Annotated in this window: 20 protein-coding genes; 14 read left to right on the top strand and 6 right to left on the bottom strand. The window is 38.6% G+C overall.

Annotated elements, in window-relative coordinates; translation table 11 throughout:
• Positions 1–210 precede the first annotated feature (210 nt).
• On the bottom strand, positions 211–1,257 hold the full coding sequence (locus tag PQ478_RS14695) for an FUSC family protein (RefSeq protein WP_289234708.1): 1,047 nt from the start codon (positions 1,255–1,257) through the stop codon (positions 211–213).
• A 135-nt stretch (positions 1,258–1,392) separates the two neighbouring features.
• On the opposite strand from PQ478_RS14695, the gene PQ478_RS14690 reads away from it, so the two are divergent.
• From PQ478_RS14690 to PQ478_RS14675, 4 genes are all read left to right on the top strand, one after another.
• Positions 1,393–2,253 (top strand): polysaccharide deacetylase family protein, encoded by an 861-nt coding sequence (locus tag PQ478_RS14690; RefSeq protein ID WP_289234707.1) that lies wholly within the window; start codon positions 1,393–1,395, stop codon positions 2,251–2,253.
• A gap of 84 nt (positions 2,254–2,337) precedes the next feature.
• Positions 2,338–3,402: a M23 family metallopeptidase gene (locus PQ478_RS14685; protein ID WP_289234706.1), complete on the top strand. Its 1,065-nt coding sequence runs from the start codon at positions 2,338–2,340 to the stop codon at positions 3,400–3,402.
• A 139-nt stretch (positions 3,403–3,541) separates the two neighbouring features.
• Positions 3,542–3,985 carry a hypothetical protein gene (locus tag PQ478_RS14680; RefSeq protein ID WP_012959556.1) on the top strand — a complete coding sequence of 148 codons (444 nt, stop codon included), beginning with the start codon at positions 3,542–3,544 and terminating at the stop codon, positions 3,983–3,985.
• 169 nt (positions 3,986–4,154) lie between these two features.
• Entirely contained in the window at positions 4,155–4,280 is a 126-nt protein-coding gene (locus PQ478_RS14675) for a GapA-binding peptide SR1P (RefSeq protein ID WP_012959555.1), read from the top strand.
• A 44-nt stretch (positions 4,281–4,324) separates the two neighbouring features.
• Here the strand turns inward: PQ478_RS14675 and PQ478_RS14670 are convergent, their stop codons facing one another.
• Positions 4,325–5,797: an aminotransferase class I/II-fold pyridoxal phosphate-dependent enzyme gene (locus tag PQ478_RS14670; protein WP_289234705.1), complete on the bottom strand. Its 1,473-nt coding sequence runs from the start codon at positions 5,795–5,797 to the stop codon at positions 4,325–4,327.
• Positions 5,798–6,048: 251 nt separating this feature from the next.
• On the opposite strand from PQ478_RS14670, the gene PQ478_RS14665 reads away from it, so the two are divergent.
• Together PQ478_RS14665 and PQ478_RS14660 are read left to right on the top strand one after the other, a co-directional pair.
• Complete coding sequence (locus tag PQ478_RS14665; protein ID WP_075680852.1) at positions 6,049–6,999, top strand: NAD(P)H-dependent flavin oxidoreductase; 951 nt, start codon at positions 6,049–6,051, stop codon at positions 6,997–6,999.
• Between the two features lie 29 nt (positions 7,000–7,028).
• Complete coding sequence (locus PQ478_RS14660; protein WP_289234704.1) at positions 7,029–7,301, top strand: UPF0223 family protein; 273 nt, start codon at positions 7,029–7,031, stop codon at positions 7,299–7,301.
• 44 nt (positions 7,302–7,345) lie between these two features.
• Here PQ478_RS14660 and PQ478_RS14655 read toward each other — a convergent pair whose 3' ends face one another.
• Positions 7,346–7,987, bottom strand: a complete 642-nt coding sequence (locus PQ478_RS14655; RefSeq protein WP_289234703.1) for a DUF1054 domain-containing protein — start codon at positions 7,985–7,987, stop codon at positions 7,346–7,348.
• A 243-nt stretch (positions 7,988–8,230) separates the two neighbouring features.
• Between PQ478_RS14655 and PQ478_RS14650 the strand changes: the two genes are divergently transcribed.
• Together PQ478_RS14650 and PQ478_RS14645 are read left to right on the top strand one after the other, a co-directional pair.
• Positions 8,231–8,428 (top strand): YkzI domain-containing protein, encoded by a 198-nt coding sequence (locus PQ478_RS14650; protein ID WP_012959550.1) that lies wholly within the window; start codon positions 8,231–8,233, stop codon positions 8,426–8,428.
• Positions 8,429–8,589: 161 nt separating this feature from the next.
• Positions 8,590–9,390 (top strand): inositol monophosphatase family protein, encoded by an 801-nt coding sequence (locus PQ478_RS14645; protein ID WP_012959549.1) that lies wholly within the window; start codon positions 8,590–8,592, stop codon positions 9,388–9,390.
• 37 nt (positions 9,391–9,427) lie between these two features.
• Here the strand turns inward: PQ478_RS14645 and PQ478_RS14640 are convergent, their stop codons facing one another.
• A complete protein-coding gene (locus PQ478_RS14640; RefSeq protein ID WP_075682579.1) occupies positions 9,428–9,610 on the bottom strand; it encodes a DUF5325 family protein in 183 nt (60 codons plus the stop codon).
• A gap of 196 nt (positions 9,611–9,806) precedes the next feature.
• Between PQ478_RS14640 and typA the strand changes: the two genes are divergently transcribed.
• Entirely contained in the window at positions 9,807–11,642 is a 1,836-nt protein-coding gene (typA, locus tag PQ478_RS14635) for a translational GTPase TypA (RefSeq protein ID WP_012959547.1), read from the top strand.
• A gap of 29 nt (positions 11,643–11,671) precedes the next feature.
• The gene (locus PQ478_RS14630; protein WP_012959546.1) at positions 11,672–12,001 is read left to right on the top strand and encodes a YlaH-like family protein; all 330 of its coding nucleotides are present in this window, start codon (positions 11,672–11,674) and stop codon (positions 11,999–12,001) included.
• Between the two features lie 34 nt (positions 12,002–12,035).
• On the opposite strand, the gene PQ478_RS14625 is transcribed toward PQ478_RS14630, so the two are convergent.
• Entirely contained in the window at positions 12,036–12,239 is a 204-nt protein-coding gene (locus PQ478_RS14625; protein ID WP_012959545.1) for a YlaI family protein, read from the bottom strand.
• A gap of 197 nt (positions 12,240–12,436) precedes the next feature.
• Between PQ478_RS14625 and PQ478_RS14620 the strand changes: the two genes are divergently transcribed.
• Both PQ478_RS14620 and PQ478_RS14615 read left to right on the top strand, forming a co-directional pair.
• Entirely contained in the window at positions 12,437–12,901 is a 465-nt protein-coding gene (locus PQ478_RS14620) for a pyridoxamine 5'-phosphate oxidase family protein (protein ID WP_289234702.1), read from the top strand.
• Between the two features lie 238 nt (positions 12,902–13,139).
• Entirely contained in the window at positions 13,140–14,468 is a 1,329-nt protein-coding gene (locus tag PQ478_RS14615; RefSeq protein WP_012959543.1) for a PhoH family protein, read from the top strand.
• A gap of 245 nt (positions 14,469–14,713) precedes the next feature.
• Here PQ478_RS14615 and PQ478_RS14610 read toward each other — a convergent pair whose 3' ends face one another.
• Entirely contained in the window at positions 14,714–15,223 is a 510-nt protein-coding gene (locus PQ478_RS14610) for a hypothetical protein (protein WP_012959542.1), read from the bottom strand.
• A 139-nt stretch (positions 15,224–15,362) separates the two neighbouring features.
• Here PQ478_RS14610 and glsA point away from each other — a divergent pair, with 139 nt between their 5' ends.
• Together glsA and PQ478_RS14600 are read left to right on the top strand one after the other, a co-directional pair.
• Positions 15,363–16,286, top strand: a complete 924-nt coding sequence (glsA, locus tag PQ478_RS14605) for a glutaminase A (protein ID WP_012959541.1) — start codon at positions 15,363–15,365, stop codon at positions 16,284–16,286.
• Positions 16,287–16,413: 127 nt separating this feature from the next.
• Positions 16,414–16,683 carry an Fpa/YlaN family protein gene (locus PQ478_RS14600; RefSeq protein ID WP_411810022.1) on the top strand — a complete coding sequence of 90 codons (270 nt, stop codon included), beginning with the start codon at positions 16,414–16,416 and terminating at the stop codon, positions 16,681–16,683.
• Positions 16,684–16,738: the final 55 nt, after the last annotated feature.

Here is a 16,738-nt window from a genome sequence, read left to right as displayed (position 1 = left end):
CAATAACCCTTAGATACGACGATAAAGCAGATGGACTATATTCTTTAACCGCTTTTGGATTATATTAAACATATTTTTTGATAATTTTACACAAAAAACACCACTTTAGACTGTTATTTACTAAAACGACATTAAATGGTTCGTTGTGTGTGGTTTTATATGTTTTATTCATAAGGGTTTTATTGTTTTATTCATAAGGGTTTTATTTTTTTATTCATATTGAATGGCTCGTTTAAAAATATAGTCAGGGTATGAGGATTCCTGAATAGAAAACCGTCGCTCATCTTGAGTAATATGGGCGAGCTCCTCGGTTGCTTTATGCAGCGATAATAATTCAAGTGTCATTAAAGAAATCGTCTCTTCTTCGGTTGTGTGAAAACCTCTCTTTTGTTTTAGATCCTCGATCACCACATGATGACTTGTTGCGATTTGGTGAAGAGGGTCAGCGATAATTTTTTTGAATGACCGCACGGCTGCAATCATTTCTTCTCTTTCTTTTTCTGAAATATGGTGGTTTACACGCAAGTGACAAATCTTCCCGATGTGAAAAAGGACTAAGTGTAAGTAATCTAGTTTGCGTTTAAGAAAGCCGAAAGAACGTCTTTCAAATTCATTTGATTTACGATAACGCCATTCATCATATTGAAACTGAGTCAATTGATAAGTAGTCGTCAGCTGGTTATGTAAATCCCTGTATAAATGAGTTCGATCGTTTTCTTCATTATCTAAGAGATGTTCTACAGTCTTTTCTAAGGTGTGAGCCGTCTTTTCAAATAAACTGTCCACTTTATTTACAAGGATCGGCCCAAATTTAGGAGGAAGAATAACAAAGTTAACCAATGTAGAGACAATAATACCGGTTGATGTTCCAGACATTCTGGTAAAAAAATCAGCTATAACATGGTCGGTCGTACCTGGAATCATGGCAACAGCGGTTAAGGTGGCTACAAGAGTGCCTGTATCTAATTTTAATTTAGAGCAAGTAAATATGGTTAACATAGCTACTAATGCATAGGTCAAAGCAGATTGTCCAAGTGTAACATCAAGGACGATAGCAAATATTGCACCGATAGACGCTGCCGGCAGACGGACTAACCCCTTCTTTAGCGAGTCCACTGCAGTCGGTTCTGTCGTAACAATCGCTGTGATCACAGCGAAGGTGGCCGGGAGATCAAACCAATGACATAGTAGGGCTGTTAAAAATACGGCGAGCCCTGTTTTGAGCACTCTTCTCCCAATAACAACTTTTTTTCGCATAATATCCCTCTTTTTGCACCAGCCTTGAATCATATTTAGTATGATGCATGTCGAAAAAAGTTATACACATCTACCAAGTTAGGAAAAAGTTTGATATGATTTACAAGGTCTAGTTAAGAAAGGGTGTGTTTCAAGTTGAGTAAGTCATCTTTTTACCTAGTGATTATCTTTGCTGTACTGATCATCATAGCGGGTTGTACGACTACTGTGGAACAAGAAGAGATTAGTGATCAAGAAGCTGTAGAAGAAATCGAAGAAAAAGAGCAAGGAAATTCTGATTCCAAAGAATTCGAGTCAGGAGAAGGTGAGTCTAAAAGCAAAGATCAGCAAACTGAAGATAACATTTCTGAGCAGGAACCTAAAGCTCTATATAAGGTAAATGAAACAAATTGGAAGGTAGAATCATTAACTGAAAGTGAAAAAAATATCGTCTTGCTGACAATTGATGATGCGCCTGATAAATATAGTACAGACATGGCAGATACGTTAAATGAACTAGGGGCTGGCGCAATATTCTTTGTTAACGGCCATTTTATTGAAAGTGAAAAAGGACAAGCTGACTTAAAAAGGATACACGATATGGGCTTTGAGATTGGCAATCACACAATGAATCATCCTAACTTAAAAGAGTTAAGCGAAGAGGAACAACATAGAGAAATTGTCGAGTTAAACGATTTGATAGAAGAGGTTACTGGGGAGCGCCCAAGGTTTTTCAGAGCACCTTTTGGGGCGAATACAGCGTATACTGAGTCTGTCGTTCGCGACGAGGGAATGATTCTGATGAACTGGACATACGGCTATGATTGGGAAGCTGAGTATATGGAAAAGGAAGCTCTAGCAGACATTATGGTGAATACCCCACTATTAACGAATGGAGCTAATATTCTTATGCATGATCGAGAGTGGACGATGGAGGCCATAGAAGACATTGTTACTGGCTTAAAAGAGAAAGGCTACGATATTGTTGATCCTAGGGAAATTAAAGGCTTAGAATAATCATCTATACGTCTATTAAGACATTCTCGGGTTATACTGGTAAGAAATAAAGAATCCTATTTTAAACAGAAATGAGAGGCATGAATGGTGAAACGTTTTTTGGTTAGTTTGCTCCTTTTGGGAGCTATAGCTGCTGGGTGTCAGCAAGAAACAGAGCAGAATGAAGAAGTAGAAGAAGTGGCAGAAAATGAAGAAGCTTTAGCAGAGATTCCGATTGAAGTTTTAGAAAACGAGGCAGTAGTCCATATTGATGATTTAGTTCAAATCACAGGAGGGGAATATTCCTTTGATGAATTACATCGTACATTGCAGCTTACGATCGATGAAGATCAGTTTTATATGATAGATGAAGTGCCTGTTCTAGAAAGAAACGGAGAATACTTAGCTACTGATGATATTTATTTAGTTATAAATGAAGAAGATGAAGTGTACTTACCTATTGCATTTATTGAAAAAGGCTTAAACACTCCAGTTACCTTTAAAGAAGAGACTGCAACGTTCTCATGGTTTGGTCCAGCTGAAGCAGTAGGAGGGCCGCCTGAGTCATTTAATTTTGAAGAGTGGAATGTAGATCAGATGGTTGATTATTTAGACTTTCTTGAAAAGCCTATTAAAGGGGCTGAAGTAAGTACCATTGCTAGTCATCTTCCTGGTGCGCCAAGAACGTATCGTAACGGCTTTCATGAAGGGATTGATTGGTATGATCATTCTTCAGGAGGTAACATCTACACAGACACCCCTATTTATGCTATGGGTGAGGGGATTGTCGTTCGGGCCGATCACGACTTTGTAGAATACCCGTCGCCTGAAGTTCGAAATCAAGACTTAGCATTGACTTCTCAGCTAGGCGAAACACCTGAGTATATATTTGACCGCTTAAGAGGCAGACAAGTATGGGTGCAGTATCCAAATGGTGTGATGAATCGTTTTGCTCATTTATACGATATCCCAGAAGATATTCAAGTCGGCAGCCGAGTAAATGCAGAATCAATTATTGGCTATGTTGGAAACTCTGGGACAAGCGGGGCAGTTAATCAAGATTTAACAGAGCTTCACCTTCATCAAGATTTATTAATATACGGAGAGCTGTTTTGGAAACCTCTTAATCAAGAAGAAGTAAAAGAAGTACTTCAACGAATTTGGGATTGAATTAGGCATTGAATTTGGCATTAATGAGGGGTTCGACACGTTTCGACTGAAGCTTACAACCTTTTTTTACTATAATATGCTATTGTAATAATCATAAACCATTCTTTGGTTTATGATTATTTTTTAGGGGGGCGAGGGCTTGGTTGATAAATCACAACTCCTAGATGAATTAAGACTTGCTGTGGGCTCTGTACCTGATTATGCTAGAACATTGCCAGATTTTTATCGTGGGATTGTACATAAGCTTGTTAGCAAAATGGATCAACAATTTTCAGTGTGCTTATATACAGCAAGTGAAGCGAACTTTACTCAAGCGGCGTTTGCTGGGGTGGCTCCATGTGAGGAGGCTGTTATTCCATATGGAGAAGGACTGCACAGTATTGCAGCTATTCGAGGGGAAATGATTTTTGAAAAAAAGGCTGATAAACAGTACATTATTGCTCCATTTTATAAGGGGCATCACTTGATTGGTCTGTTATCTTTTCAAATCCCAAGAGAATTTTATGAAATAGGCGAGGATGATCTTATCTTTATTCAAGAAGTTACAAATTTTATTGAGGCAAATTATAAATACTACGAATAAGAGGGCCGTTATCGGCTCTCTTATTTTTTATGCCAAAAAGGTAGGACATAATTATAAAAATTTTTTTAATGTGACATACAAATTAATGGTTGACGAATTTAATGTGACATATTATTATAGATTTATAGAAAATAAACCGCTTACAAAAACGCATAAAGGGGATGCTCTCATGGGTACAATCATTTGCCAAAACTGCAACAAGACGATCGAACATTTTGAAGGTGAAAAGGTTACAAAACTTTATGCTCAAGGACATAACTGTATTGACTGCAAATCAGCTAAGAAGCAAAAATAATTATAAAAGAAGCATGCCCCTCATAACGGGGGCATGCTTTTTTGTTATTTGATCGCCTGATGTTCTTTAATGACTCTTAATGTATTAAATGTAGCATCTTCAGGCCCTTGTACTGGTAAGCCTGCTTGTAAATTTTCTTTTATATAAGCTAAGTTTTCTTGTGAGATGATTTCACCAGGAATAAGAATAGGTATGCCTGGCGGATAGACCATAATGAATTCAGCAATGATTCGGCCTGCAGATTCATCAAATCGAATCACTTCCGTTTCTGCATAAAACGCATCACGCGGTGATAAGGCTAATGTCGGGATATTTGGTACATAGACAGCTTTTGGTTCTAGGCTCTCTGAACGTTGATGAGCTTTTGCTAATTCACTGAGAGCTTGCACAAGGATCTCCATTTTTTCTTCGGTATCCCCCAAAGATACGATGCACAATATATTGTAAAGGTCAGAAAGTTCAACTTCGATTTTATAACGCTCTCTTAACCAATTCTCAACCTCATACCCATTCATACTTAATTCTTTAATAGATATGATTAATTTGGTAGGGTCCATATCGTAAGTTGCCTTTGTGCCAAGAATTTCACTGCCGACACATATAATTCCCGGAATTTCATTTAAGCGAGCTCTTGTTTGTTGAGCTAGTTTTATCGTATGGTCGATTAAAGCTTCACCATCTGTCGCTAACCGTTTTCTAGCCACATCTAAAGATGATAATAGTAGATAAGAGGTAGACGTGGTTGTCAACATACTAATAATGGACTGCACTCTCTTAGGTGAAACTAACCCTTCTTTAACATTAAGGACTGAACTTTGAGTCATCGATCCCCCGAGTTTGTGAACACTTGTAGCTGCCATATCAGCACCAGCCTGCATCGCTGATAGCGGAAGTTTATCATGAAAATGAATATGGACACCGTGTGCTTCGTCTACTAGAACAGGAATGCAATAAGAATGGGCAACTTCAACAATTGCCTCCAAATTAGCTGAGATTCCAAAGTATGTTGGGTTAATAACGAGCAGCCCTTTTGCATCGGGATGTGATTCTAAAGCTCTCTCCACAGAATCTAATGTAATTCCGTGAGAGATCCCGAGGTCCGGGTCAATCTCGGGATGAATAAATATAGGTGTTGCACCAGAGAAGATAATCGCTGACATAATAGACTTATGAACATTCCTCGGTACAATAATTTTATCTCCCGGTCCGCAAACGGACATGATCATCGTCATGATAGCCCCGCTTGTCCCTTGTACAGAAAAAAAGGTATAATCTGCGCCGAATGCCTCTGCTGCAAGTTCCTGTGCTTCCTTAATGATTCCATGTGGATGATGGAGGTCATCTAATGGGGCAATATTTATTAAATCAATTGATAATGCATTCTCTCCAATAAAATGTCTGAATTCAGGATCCATGCCTGTTCCTTTTTTATGTCCCGGGATATGAAATTGGATCGGGTTTTGTTCTGCATGCTCTTTTACCCCTGTAAATAAAGGAGTTATATCTTGTCGTGACAACACGTTCACCTCATTTATAATCATCGAATAATAATCTTTACTAAAGTTGATTTCAATTGTGTTCTTTCATATTTTATAAAACAAATTAGAGTATACCAAATCATAGAGCACTCTGCATAGATTCAAATTTAGTACTTATATGCGACTCATAAAAAGCTGTGTTAAACTATAAGTAATGAAGTCTAATTATTCATTCTATTTTGATTACGCTTACAATTTAAAATGTGCAATTACACTTGGAGGGATGGACGATGTGGGAAACGAGAGTGACAAAACTATTAGGTATTGAATATCCAATTATTCAAGGGGGGCTTGCTTATTTAGCATATTCTGACTTGGCTGCTGCCGTATCAGAAGCAGGGGGGCTTGGACAAATTACAGCTATGTCGCTAGAGTCTCCTGAAGCTTTAAGAGATGAAATTCATGCAGTTAGGAAAAAAACATCTAAACCATTTGGAGTAAACTTTGCAATCGGCCAGCATGGACGCCCATTTGAACATATGCTTCAAGTTGCGATTGATGAAAAGGTGCCTGTTGTATCAATGACAGGTGGAAACCCCACACCGATTTTTGACATGTTAAAAGGGACATCCATAAAAACCCTCGTTTTAGTAGCTGCAAGAAGGCAAGCAGAAAAAGCCGAAGAGTTAGGTGCTGATGCGGTAATGGTAGTTGGTCAAGAAGGAGGAGGACATCTTGGGCGCAGCGATACGGGAACGATGGTGTTGATCCCTCAAGTCGTAGACTCAGTAAAGATACCCGTCATTGCTTCTGGAGGAATTGGGGATGGTCGTGGTATGATGGCTGCATTGGCTCTTGGTGCAGAGGGAATAGAAATGGGGACCAGATTTATTGCAACGAAGGAATGTATTCATGCTAGTTCAGAATATAAAGAACGTCTTGTTGAAGCATCTGAAGAAGATACTGTAGTGATTAAGCGCTCACTCGGCGCACCTGCTCGTGCAATTAAAAATAGCTGGACGGATAAAATATTAGAAATAGAGGAGAAAACTCCTACATATGAAGCGTTAAAGCAGTATATTAGCGGGGAAGCTAACAAAGCCTATATTTATGATGGGAAAGAATCAGGATTTGGCTGGGCTGGGCAAGTGATGGGACGAATTCATGATATTCCAACTGTACAAGAGTTGATGGACCGTATGATTTCAGAAGGTCTAGACATAAGAAAACGCTGGCACTAAACTAGTGTCAGCAGGCAGGAGAGGTTTTTATGGAAATGAATATGCCGATCTCACTCGATTGGTCTACAGAAGAAGTGATTGATGTGGTGGAATTTTTCCAAGCAATTGAAAAAGCTTATCAAAAAGGCATAGGCAGGGATGAACTGTTAGCTAAATACCGCCGCTTTAAGGAAATTGTCCCTTCAAAAAGTGAAGAAAAACAAGTATTTAAAGAGTTTGAACAACAAGCTGATGTATCTTGCTATCACACAGTAAAAAAAGCGAGAGAACAAGACGAAAATACCGTCGTGAAGATGAAGTAGCTAAAAAGGCTGGCCTATTTAAGGTCAGCCTTTTGCTTATCATTTTAGGAAGGAACGGATGCTTTCTGTGCTTCTTGGTAAAGGGGGAGCAGATGTTGATACGTTTCTTCAATGCGTTTTAACAATGCATCCCCATCTTTTAATATTGGATCTTGACGGTCAATATGAATCCCGCATAATAATTCGGCTTTTTTTACATCGCGAAGGCGTGTGAGCATTGATGTGAATTCGTCAGCATCGACATCACTTTGCGAGATCGCTTCAGGTTTCATATGATCAATAGACCAGACAAAATCTTTAGGGACCTTTTTAAGCCATTCGCCAGGGTTATCTAAGAGCCTCTCTGCAAACTCCCCTTTAGCAGGTGCTTCATAAATCATTGCAAACCAGACAAATAAATGAGTACCGAATAACCCAACCTGAAAATGAGGTAATTTTTTATACCCTCGTTTATTCGCAGCAAATGCCACCCACGTATCATTTGGAGGGTTTACTTTTCGTCTAGCATGCTTAGCTACATGTGTAAAAAATTCATCGCCAGTCATTGAAGATAGGGTGGGAGCAAGCTCTATTCCTAAAGCTTCAAATTTTGGGCGGATTCTTGTTTTTAATGCTTCCATTCTTGCATCTAATCCCTCGATGTCAAATACATCAAAATCCTCTTGTGTAAATTCGATTTCAGCCATCGTTTAACCTCCTGAAGTCTTTATTTCCTTATATTATCATAACAGCTTACTTTTAATCATAAACTATGCTCCACACACTTTAACTTGATGCCAAAAATTTCACAGAAAATTAAAACATTGGTTGCATTTTATCTTGTCTTAACATATGCTATACTATAAATAACTAAATTTACTGAAAATTTAGTAAAATCTCTCATGAACTTATCCTATCTGCTAAACTCTACGTTAAAGGGGTGTTGGGCAATGAAACAAGTGATCCAAGAGGTTAAGCGAATCGATGTAGGTAAGCGAATTCCAGCTTTGAAGCTTGAAATTGATTACGAACTAATGACACTTCATGATGCGATGATTCAAGAAGATATTGATCAAATGAATGAAGCCAAACGCATTCTTGAGCTACTAAGAGAAGAACTTGTACAATTAAAAGGACATACTCATTAAACAGTACTTAACCAAATAAAAGAATTTGAAGCGAGGGTTCTCCCTCGCTTCTTTATGATTTATTGGCGATTGTGACAACTATAAGGTATTAAAGGCTGGATGATTTTCATTCTAGGAAAGTTATGTCATAATAGCTGTAAGATAGAAAAGGGGGCAGCATTATGTCAATGAATTGGTCAGAACTTGAAAAAGTTGCTACAAGTTGGGTATATGAAGCAGGTCAAAAAATCAAAAAGACATTAGCTGGCCCAATAGATATTGAAACAAAGTCGAACCCAGATGACCTTGTAACTGAAGTAGACCGCTCAATTGAGGAGTTCTTCTATGAGAAAATTCAAACGACATATCCAGAGCACTACTTTCTCGGTGAGGAAGGGATTGCAAGTGAGGAACCTTCATTAGAGGGAACCGTATGGATTATTGATCCTATAGACGGAACAATGAACTTTATTCATCAAAAGCAGAATTTTGCTATATCTGTCGCGGTCTATCATAACAAAGTAGGCATGATAGGGATTATTTACGATGTGATGAGAGATGAGTTATTCCATGCAGTGAGAGGAGACGGAGCTTATCTTAACAATGTTGAACTCCCTCCTGTAAAAGAAAGACCTCTGCACGAATCAGTGATTGGATTAAATGCTAGATGGCTCGTCGAGGAAAAAAATCAATATCGCAATCCGTTGAAAGCCTTGGTTAGAGATGTAAGAAGCATACGATCTTATGGGTCTGCTGCTCTTGAGATGGCTTATGTAGCATCTGATCGATTAGACGGGTATTTGAGTGTCCAGTTATCGCCTTGGGACTATGCTGCTGGTATTGTGATCCTGAATGAAGTGGGATGTGTGGCTTCTAATTTTCAAGGAGATCCATTATCTTTAACTGAGCCTGGAACCTTATTTGCATCAAAACCGATCTTACATAAAGAAATTATTTCCGTATATATAGGAGAAGAATATTAAAAAAGCTTGAGTAAGATTTTTCTTACTCAAGCTTTTTTTATTCACTAGCTTCGTTTACTTTCTTTCGCAGTGAAATCCCTAAAAATAATGCAATGACTATACCGATAAGAGCTAAGAGAGCAATAACAATACTCCGTTCAGCTACAGCTACTCCAATACTCATAATGCAAATAACTGTAATAACAGCTAATAATAAAAAAAGTACATTCTCCTTCTTCATATAAATCCCCCTAAGATTCAATCACTATCTATAAGTGTATCGTGAAATGCTTTAAAGAAAAAGCCTGACAATGTGACAAATAAGTTAAAGATAAGCATAAAGCACAGAATTAAGCTGGCTTTTACACATAATTATGGACTTGCCTTCAATATGTGCTATACTTAGACAGTTAATCAACAAATAAGGAGAGAATTTAATGACACATCGTGATGATATACGTAATATCGCAATTATTGCCCACGTTGACCATGGTAAAACAACATTGGTTGATGAGCTTTTAAAGCAGTCTGGGACATTTCGTGAAAATGAACAAGTAGAAGAAAGAGCAATGGATTCAAATGCTATAGAAAAAGAACGTGGTATTACAATCCTTGCTAAAAATACTGCAATTAACTTTGAAGATAAACGTATCAATATTATGGACACACCTGGTCACGCGGATTTCGGCGGCGAGGTTGAACGTATTATGAAAATGGTTGATGGTGTGCTTCTTGTCGTTGACGCATATGAAGGCTGTATGCCTCAAACTCGTTTCGTACTTAAGAAAGCACTTGAACAGAAATTAACACCAATTGTTGTTGTTAATAAAATTGACCGTGACTTTGCTCGTCCGGCTGAAGTGGTTGATGAGGTTGTTGACTTATTCATTGACCTTGGTGCAGATGAAGACCAACTTGATTTCCCTGTTGTTTATGCATCAGCTATTAATGGTACTGCCAGCATGAATGCAGAAAAACAAGATGAAAATATGGCTTCATTATTTGAAACGATTGTTAATGAAATTCCAGCTCCAATCGATAACAGCGATGAGCCGCTTCAGTTCCAGGTAACTATGCTTGATTATAATGATTACTTAGGTCGTGTCGGTATTGGACGAGTATTCCGCGGAACAATTAAAGTAGGTCAGCAAGTATCTTTAATGAAGCTTGATGGCTCAGTAAAACAATTCCGTGTAACGAAATTATTTGGTTTCCTAGGCTTAAAACGTACAGAAATTGAAGAAGCAAAAGCTGGGGATTTAATTGCTGTTTCAGGGATGGAAGAAATTAATGTTGGTGAAACGGTTTGTCCTGTAGAACACCAAGAGGCACTTCCAATCCTTCGTATCGATGAGCCGACTCTACAAATGACATTCCTAGTTAATAACAGTCCTTTTGCTGGACGTGAAGGAAAATTTGTGACAAGCAGAAAAATCCAAGAACGTCTTCGTGCTGAACTTGAAACGGATGTTAGTTTAAGAGTTGAAGATACAGATTCACCAGATGTGTGGATTGTATCAGGCCGTGGAGAACTTCATTTATCAATTTTAATTGAAAATATGCGTCGTGAAGGATATGAGCTTCAAGTTTCAAAGCCTGAAGTAATTATTCGTGAAGTTGATGGTGTGAAATGTGAACCGGTTGAGCGTGTGCAGATTGATGTTCCGGAAGAATATACTGGATCTGTCATGGAATCATTGGGTGAGCGTAAAGGCGAGATGGTTAATATGACAAATACTGGAACAGGTCAAGTTCGACTTGAGTTTATGGTACCTGCACGTGGATTGATTGGATACACAACTGAATTCCTATCGCAAACGCGCGGTTATGGTATCATTAACCACTCATTCGACAGTTATCAGCCAATGGCTCAAGGACAAGTAGGCGGGCGCCGCCAAGGGGTTCTTGTTTCAATGGAAACAGGTAAAGCAAGTCAATATGGTATTATGCAAGTAGAAGACCGTGGTACAATTTTCGTTGAGCCAGGTACTGAAATTTATGAAGGTATGATTGTCGGAGAGCATACACGTGATAATGACTTGGTTGTTAACATCACAAAGATGAAACAACAGACAAATGTACGTTCAGCTACTAAAGATACGACAGTAACGATGAAAAAGCCTCGTATTTTGACTCTTGAAGAAGCTCTAGAGTACTTGAACGAGGACGAGTACTGTGAATTAACACCAGAATCAATCCGCTTACGTAAGAAGATTTTAGTGAAAACAGAGCGTGAGCGTGCAGAGAAGCGTAAGAAGCTTGCTGCTAAGTAATAAAAAGGCATGAAAGGTTGGGGAGATAGGTGGACAACCAACAATTACAAGAGGCAGATCTTGAAGGCTATTCGTGGCTGATGCAGGCAACTGCTGAGAATCCATGGTATGGGCTGTTAGCATATATAGCGATTGTGATTTTGGCTATCTTGGTTTTTAACCTTGGATTTGCAAGAGAACTGCCAATCCTAAAAAAGGTCGTTGTATATATTATGCTTATTATCGGCTGCTTTGTATTGTGGCTGATGGAATTTGCATTCGGCGCACCGATTATTGTCGTTCTTATTATTTCTGCACTAATCCTTGCGATTTATCGTTACCGTTTGTACAGACACCGGGAAGAGAAAAAGGAAGGCTAAAATAATAAGGATAAAATAAAAGAAAGCGAGTGGTTTATAGCCACTCGCTTTCTTTTTCAGTTTTATAGGTTAAAGTGAAATTCCCGCTTGCTTGTCTTTCTAGTGTCCGCTCCCTGATCCGCTCGTCACATTCATTACACATATACGTATGAATCGGACGATTGCGTAAGCGTTTTGCTAATGGGAGCTGGTCATCTATTTTGTCAATTTTATCACAGAGTACACATTTTACTCTCATGACCTTATCACTCCAATCGGTTAACCCTTGGGTCCTATCAACATAATTCATCAACTTTTTAAGTCTGATCGCTGTCTATAAGAAATGGGATTCTATCTTTATTGTAAAGGGATCTTCAAAAAAAAGAAACAAGTTTTAAAAAATGATTAATATAGGTATAGTATACTTATAAGTAACTAATTATAGGGGGGATCAATATGGCTAATCAAGTAGAACATGAGTTGACAAACGAACTGCTGCCTCATTTACAGAAAGAGCGGTATGTTACTCTAGCTACAGTAGACTTTGAGAAAAAATCTCCGAATGTAAATGCGATATCCTGGGTGTATGCGCCTACAAATAAAAAGCTCCGTTTTGCGATTGATAACCGATCACGCATTATTACAAATATTAAAGATGAGCCTGGTGTGGTCTTGACGATCATTGCCAATGGTTCGACCTATTCAGTTTCAGGAAAAGCAATGATTAAAAGTGAAAAAATGGATTCTGTTCCATTAAAGCTGTCATTAATTGAAGTGGACGTGGAAGAAGTACGTGATGTTATGTTTTATGGTGCAAAAATTGTACAAAATCCTGAATATGATAAAACTTATGATGCTGAGGCGGCAGCGAAGTTAGACCGTCAAGTGATGGAAGCATTAAAAACATATAATAATGAATAAGAGAAGGCGGCCTGCGCAGTATTTGTGCAGGCCGCCTTTAGCTTTCACTTGTTCTTCATTTCATATGATCTTATTTCATATAATCATTCCAAGCTATTTATAGATTCCTCGTCTATCTTATAGGGCTTAGACATATAGTGTTAATGAGAAAGAGTAAATGAATTAGAGACATTATTACAGGCACTCGCATAAATTAATAGCAAGCAGCGTAACGATACTTGAGTCAGGAGGCGGAATGTTGAATAAAATCTACGTTTTAGATACAAACGTACTACTACAGGACCCTCACTCCATTTTCTCATTTGCAGAGAATGAAGTGGTTATTCCAGCCGTTGTATTAGAAGAAGTGGATTCGAAAAAGAGGTATATGGATGAGGTAGGCAGAAATGCCCGCCATTTCTCAAAACTTATAGATAAATTACGGACAAAGGGTAAGCTGCATGAGGGTGTACCATTAGAAGGCGGGGGAAAACTCCGAGTGGAATTAAATCATCGCTCCTTTCAACGATTAAAAGATTCATTTGCAGAAATGTCAAATGATAATCGGATTATTGCTGTAGCCTTGAACTTAATGCTAGAGGAACAAGAGCGTGTTGAAGGGAAACATGTAATCTTAGTGAGCAAGGATGCCCTAGTTAGAGTAAAAGCAGATGCACTTGGCCTTCCGGCAGAAGATTTTTTAAGTGATCGTGTTGTAGAATTTGATTCAGTCTATCCTGGTTATGTAGAAATTTATGTTGATGCAGACGTGATGAAACGCTTTTATTCCCAAGGAGAGCTGGCCATCTCAGAATTGACCAAGCATCCTTTTTACCCCCATCAGTTTATCATTATGAAAGATGCGCTCGGCAGTTCGAGCTCTGCACTAGGTAAAGTAGAGCCTGATGGGAAGAAAGTGAAGCCTTTTGTAAGTGACCCTGATCAAGTGTGGGGAATTAAGCCAAGAAATGTACAGCAAAGAATGGCATTTGAATTATTGCTTAGAGATGATATCAGTCTCATTACTATGATTGGAAAAGCAGGAACAGGTAAGACGTTATTGTCTCTTGCTGCAGGATTAATGCAAACAGAAGATATGGGTAAGTTTAAAAAGCTAGTCGTAGCGAGACCTGTTGTCCCGTTAGGAAAAGATTTAGGTTATCTTCCAGGAGAAAAAGAAGAAAAATTAAGACCTTGGATGCAGCCTATTTATGATAATCTTGAATTTTTGTTCAATACAAAGAAGCCAGGAGAGATTGATCAGATCTTAGCTGGTATGGGGTCAATTCAAGTAGAAGCACTTACCTATATTAGAGGAAGAAGTATACCAGACCAATTTATCATTATTGATGAAGCTCAAAATTTAACAAAACACGAAGTGAAAACGATCTTAACCAGGGTAGGGGAAAGAAGTAAAATTGTCCTGATGGGTGACCCTCAGCAGATCGATCATCCGTACCTTGATGAATATAATAATGGCCTGACCTATGTAGTAGAGAAATTCAAGGATCAAACTGTAAGCGGTCATGTGAAGCTCGTTAAAGGGGAACGATCAGGCTTAGCCCAATTAGCAGCAGATTTATTATAAAATTGATGCTGTTTTAAAGAATTCTATAACTAGAATGGGGAAAGTGTGATAACTTAGCGGATGAAATATACGTAGGCTCCGGTGGAAGCAAAAGCAAAGGTGAGACCCCGCAGTGCAGTAGCACGAGGAGGCTCACCAGCTTCCCGCGGAAGACGTAGTATATTTTAGGAGAAGTGCAATGCGAAATCCATCAGTTAGCAGGCATTGCATGTTGCAAATGGTATTGTCTCACCCCGCGCTGTACCTTATTTTAATACAAGCTTTCTTACATGAGTAATTGGCTCTTCTCTGTTACGGCCGTCTCCGTAATAAAGGTGAATAGGGCCGGTTTCTATAAGCGGCTTCCCTTCTTTTGAGAACCCAGCGACCATTTCCATCGCTTCTGATAATGGTATGGTTTGAATCGTTCCGCCTTCTTGTTCAACTAAAACCTCACGAACGTCTTGATTCGGTTTCACATTTTGTAAGAAGGGAGCTAGCGGCATGCCAAAAGAGCCTGTTGTTAATTCTTCTTTGTTGTATTGAATTTTGTTGTCATTTGAGTTTGGGTTTGGGGGAGCAGAGCCCTCGATAATCTCTTTATCCCACTGAGCCGAGATGGCTTTGGTATAAGCTTCATCCTTATCTTCCACTATTCTTTCCTCTGTAAAGTATGTAGTTAAATCTACTTTTCGCTCATCAAAGATCCAAACACTTGGGTCAATGGTTAAGGGATGGTCTACATTCCCTTCAATAAAAATAACAAATTCCTCCATTGCTGAAATTCCTCCAATCTAGTTAATCTTTCATTCGTACTCTAATTTCATCTCCATCTTCCTATCAAGTATAAAGCGTTACCATGTATTTGTCACATCTGGGTATAATAAAAGAAATAATCTTTTTGGAGTGAGTGCGATGGTCTGTCAGTACGGTGAACAGTTAGAGAAGTTAGTAAAAGAAGCAGAACCATATGCTGCAGAGGGCAAAGTGGCAGATTATATACCTGCGCTAGCTAAAGCAGATCAAGGTATTTTAGCCGTCTCAATTTTCGATGGCAAAGAAACATGTTTTTCAGCAGGTCACTCAACCGAGATGTTCACATTACAAAGTATTTCGAAAGTGCTTACTTTAGCCCTTGCCTTAATGGACCATGGGGAGGAAGTCGTTTTTGATAAAGTAGGGATGGAACCTACGGGAGATCCTTACAATTCAATAGCAAAATTAGAGTCGCTTGTCGCCAAACCGCTTAATCCAATGATCAATGCAGGAGCCTTGGCCGTCAGTCACCTCATAAAAGGTGAATCAACAGAAGAGAGGCTTGAGAGGCTTCTTCAATTGATTAGAAAAATGAGCGCACGTCCTAGTGTGACCTATAATCGTGAAGTAGCACAATCTGAATTTAACACAGCTGATCTTAATCGCTCCCTTGCTTTTTTTATGAAGCAACATCGCATTATTGATGAAAACGTTGACCAATTATTAGACTTTTATACTAAGCAGTGTGCCATTGAAGTCGATTGTGATGATTTGGCGAGAATCGGATTTGTGTTAGCTAATGGCGGTAAAAATGAAGAAGGTGAAGAGATTATTCCGTTTGAAATTGCAAGACTTGTGAAAACATTTATGGTCACTTGCGGCATGTATAATTCATCAGGAGAGTTTGCTATCAGAGTAGGAATTCCGGCAAAAAGCGGTGTGTCTGGCGGAATTGTTGGTGCTGTACCTAATAGCATTGGTATAGGTATTTATGGCCCGGCATTAGATGAGAAGGGGAATAGTGTGGCTGGAATGAAGCTGCTTGAGGCATTGTCTAGTTATTATCACTTAAGTATTTTCTAATGAGTTTGAAAATCATTTGCAACTAAATCGTTAATTAGTCTTAAAATCATTGCATTTTTAGTATATAAAAGATACTATTAAATCATTGATATAAATAAGTAAGGAGGGGGATCTCGTGTCTCAAGAGATGGTCAATAAGCATAATGAACGAGCGTATGCCCTTCTAAAATCCGATGCTGAGAAGATCCAACAGCTTATCGAAGTGCAAATGGAAAATTTAACGATGCCACAGTGTCCTCTTTATGAAGAGGTTTTAGATACACAGATGTTTGGTTTGTCTAGAGAAATTGACTTTGCCATTCGCCTTGAGCTTGTTAGGGAAGAAGAAGGTAAACAGCTGTTAAATGAATTAGAACGTAAGTTAGCAGCCCTTCACGAAGCATCATTACGCAAATAAAAAAAGTCAAGCTCCATTTAGGATGCTTGACTTTTTTATGTTCAATCCTAATTAT

Origin of the sequence: Alkalihalophilus pseudofirmus (assembly GCF_029094545.1) — a bacterium.
GTDB lineage: Bacteria > Bacillota > Bacilli > Bacillales > Bacillaceae_D > Alkalihalophilus > Alkalihalophilus pseudofirmus.
Note: the sequence above shows the minus strand (reverse complement) of the source record. Positions and strands in the feature narration are given on the sequence as shown.

Bases quoted from the DNA above. Each gene is read 5' to 3' on its own strand.
- PQ478_RS14695 (WP_289234708.1), bottom strand. From the start codon at position 1,257: ATGCGAAAAAAAGTTGTTATTGGGAGAAGAGTGCTCAAAACAGGGCTC.
- PQ478_RS14685 (WP_289234706.1), top strand. From the start codon at position 2,338: ATGGTGAAACGTTTTTTGGTTAGTTTGCTCCTTTTGGGAGCTATAGCT.
- PQ478_RS14675 (WP_012959555.1), top strand. From the start codon at position 4,155: ATGGGTACAATCATTTGCCAAAACTGCAACAAGACGATCGAACATTTT.
- PQ478_RS14665 (WP_075680852.1), top strand. From the start codon at position 6,049: ATGTGGGAAACGAGAGTGACAAAACTATTAGGTATTGAATATCCAATT.
- PQ478_RS14660 (WP_289234704.1), top strand. From the start codon at position 7,029: ATGGAAATGAATATGCCGATCTCACTCGATTGGTCTACAGAAGAAGTG.
- PQ478_RS14655 (WP_289234703.1), bottom strand. From the start codon at position 7,987: ATGGCTGAAATCGAATTTACACAAGAGGATTTTGATGTATTTGACATC.
- PQ478_RS14650 (WP_012959550.1), top strand. From the start codon at position 8,231: ATGAAACAAGTGATCCAAGAGGTTAAGCGAATCGATGTAGGTAAGCGA.
- PQ478_RS14645 (WP_012959549.1), top strand. From the start codon at position 8,590: ATGTCAATGAATTGGTCAGAACTTGAAAAAGTTGCTACAAGTTGGGTA.
- PQ478_RS14640 (WP_075682579.1), bottom strand. From the start codon at position 9,610: ATGAAGAAGGAGAATGTACTTTTTTTATTATTAGCTGTTATTACAGTT.
- typA (WP_012959547.1), top strand. From the start codon at position 9,807: ATGACACATCGTGATGATATACGTAATATCGCAATTATTGCCCACGTT.
- PQ478_RS14625 (WP_012959545.1), bottom strand. From the start codon at position 12,239: ATGAGAGTAAAATGTGTACTCTGTGATAAAATTGACAAAATAGATGAC.
- PQ478_RS14620 (WP_289234702.1), top strand. From the start codon at position 12,437: ATGGCTAATCAAGTAGAACATGAGTTGACAAACGAACTGCTGCCTCAT.
- PQ478_RS14610 (WP_012959542.1), bottom strand. From the start codon at position 15,223: ATGGAGGAATTTGTTATTTTTATTGAAGGGAATGTAGACCATCCCTTA.
- glsA (WP_012959541.1), top strand. From the start codon at position 15,363: ATGGTCTGTCAGTACGGTGAACAGTTAGAGAAGTTAGTAAAAGAAGCA.
- PQ478_RS14600 (WP_411810022.1), top strand. From the start codon at position 16,414: ATGGTCAATAAGCATAATGAACGAGCGTATGCCCTTCTAAAATCCGAT.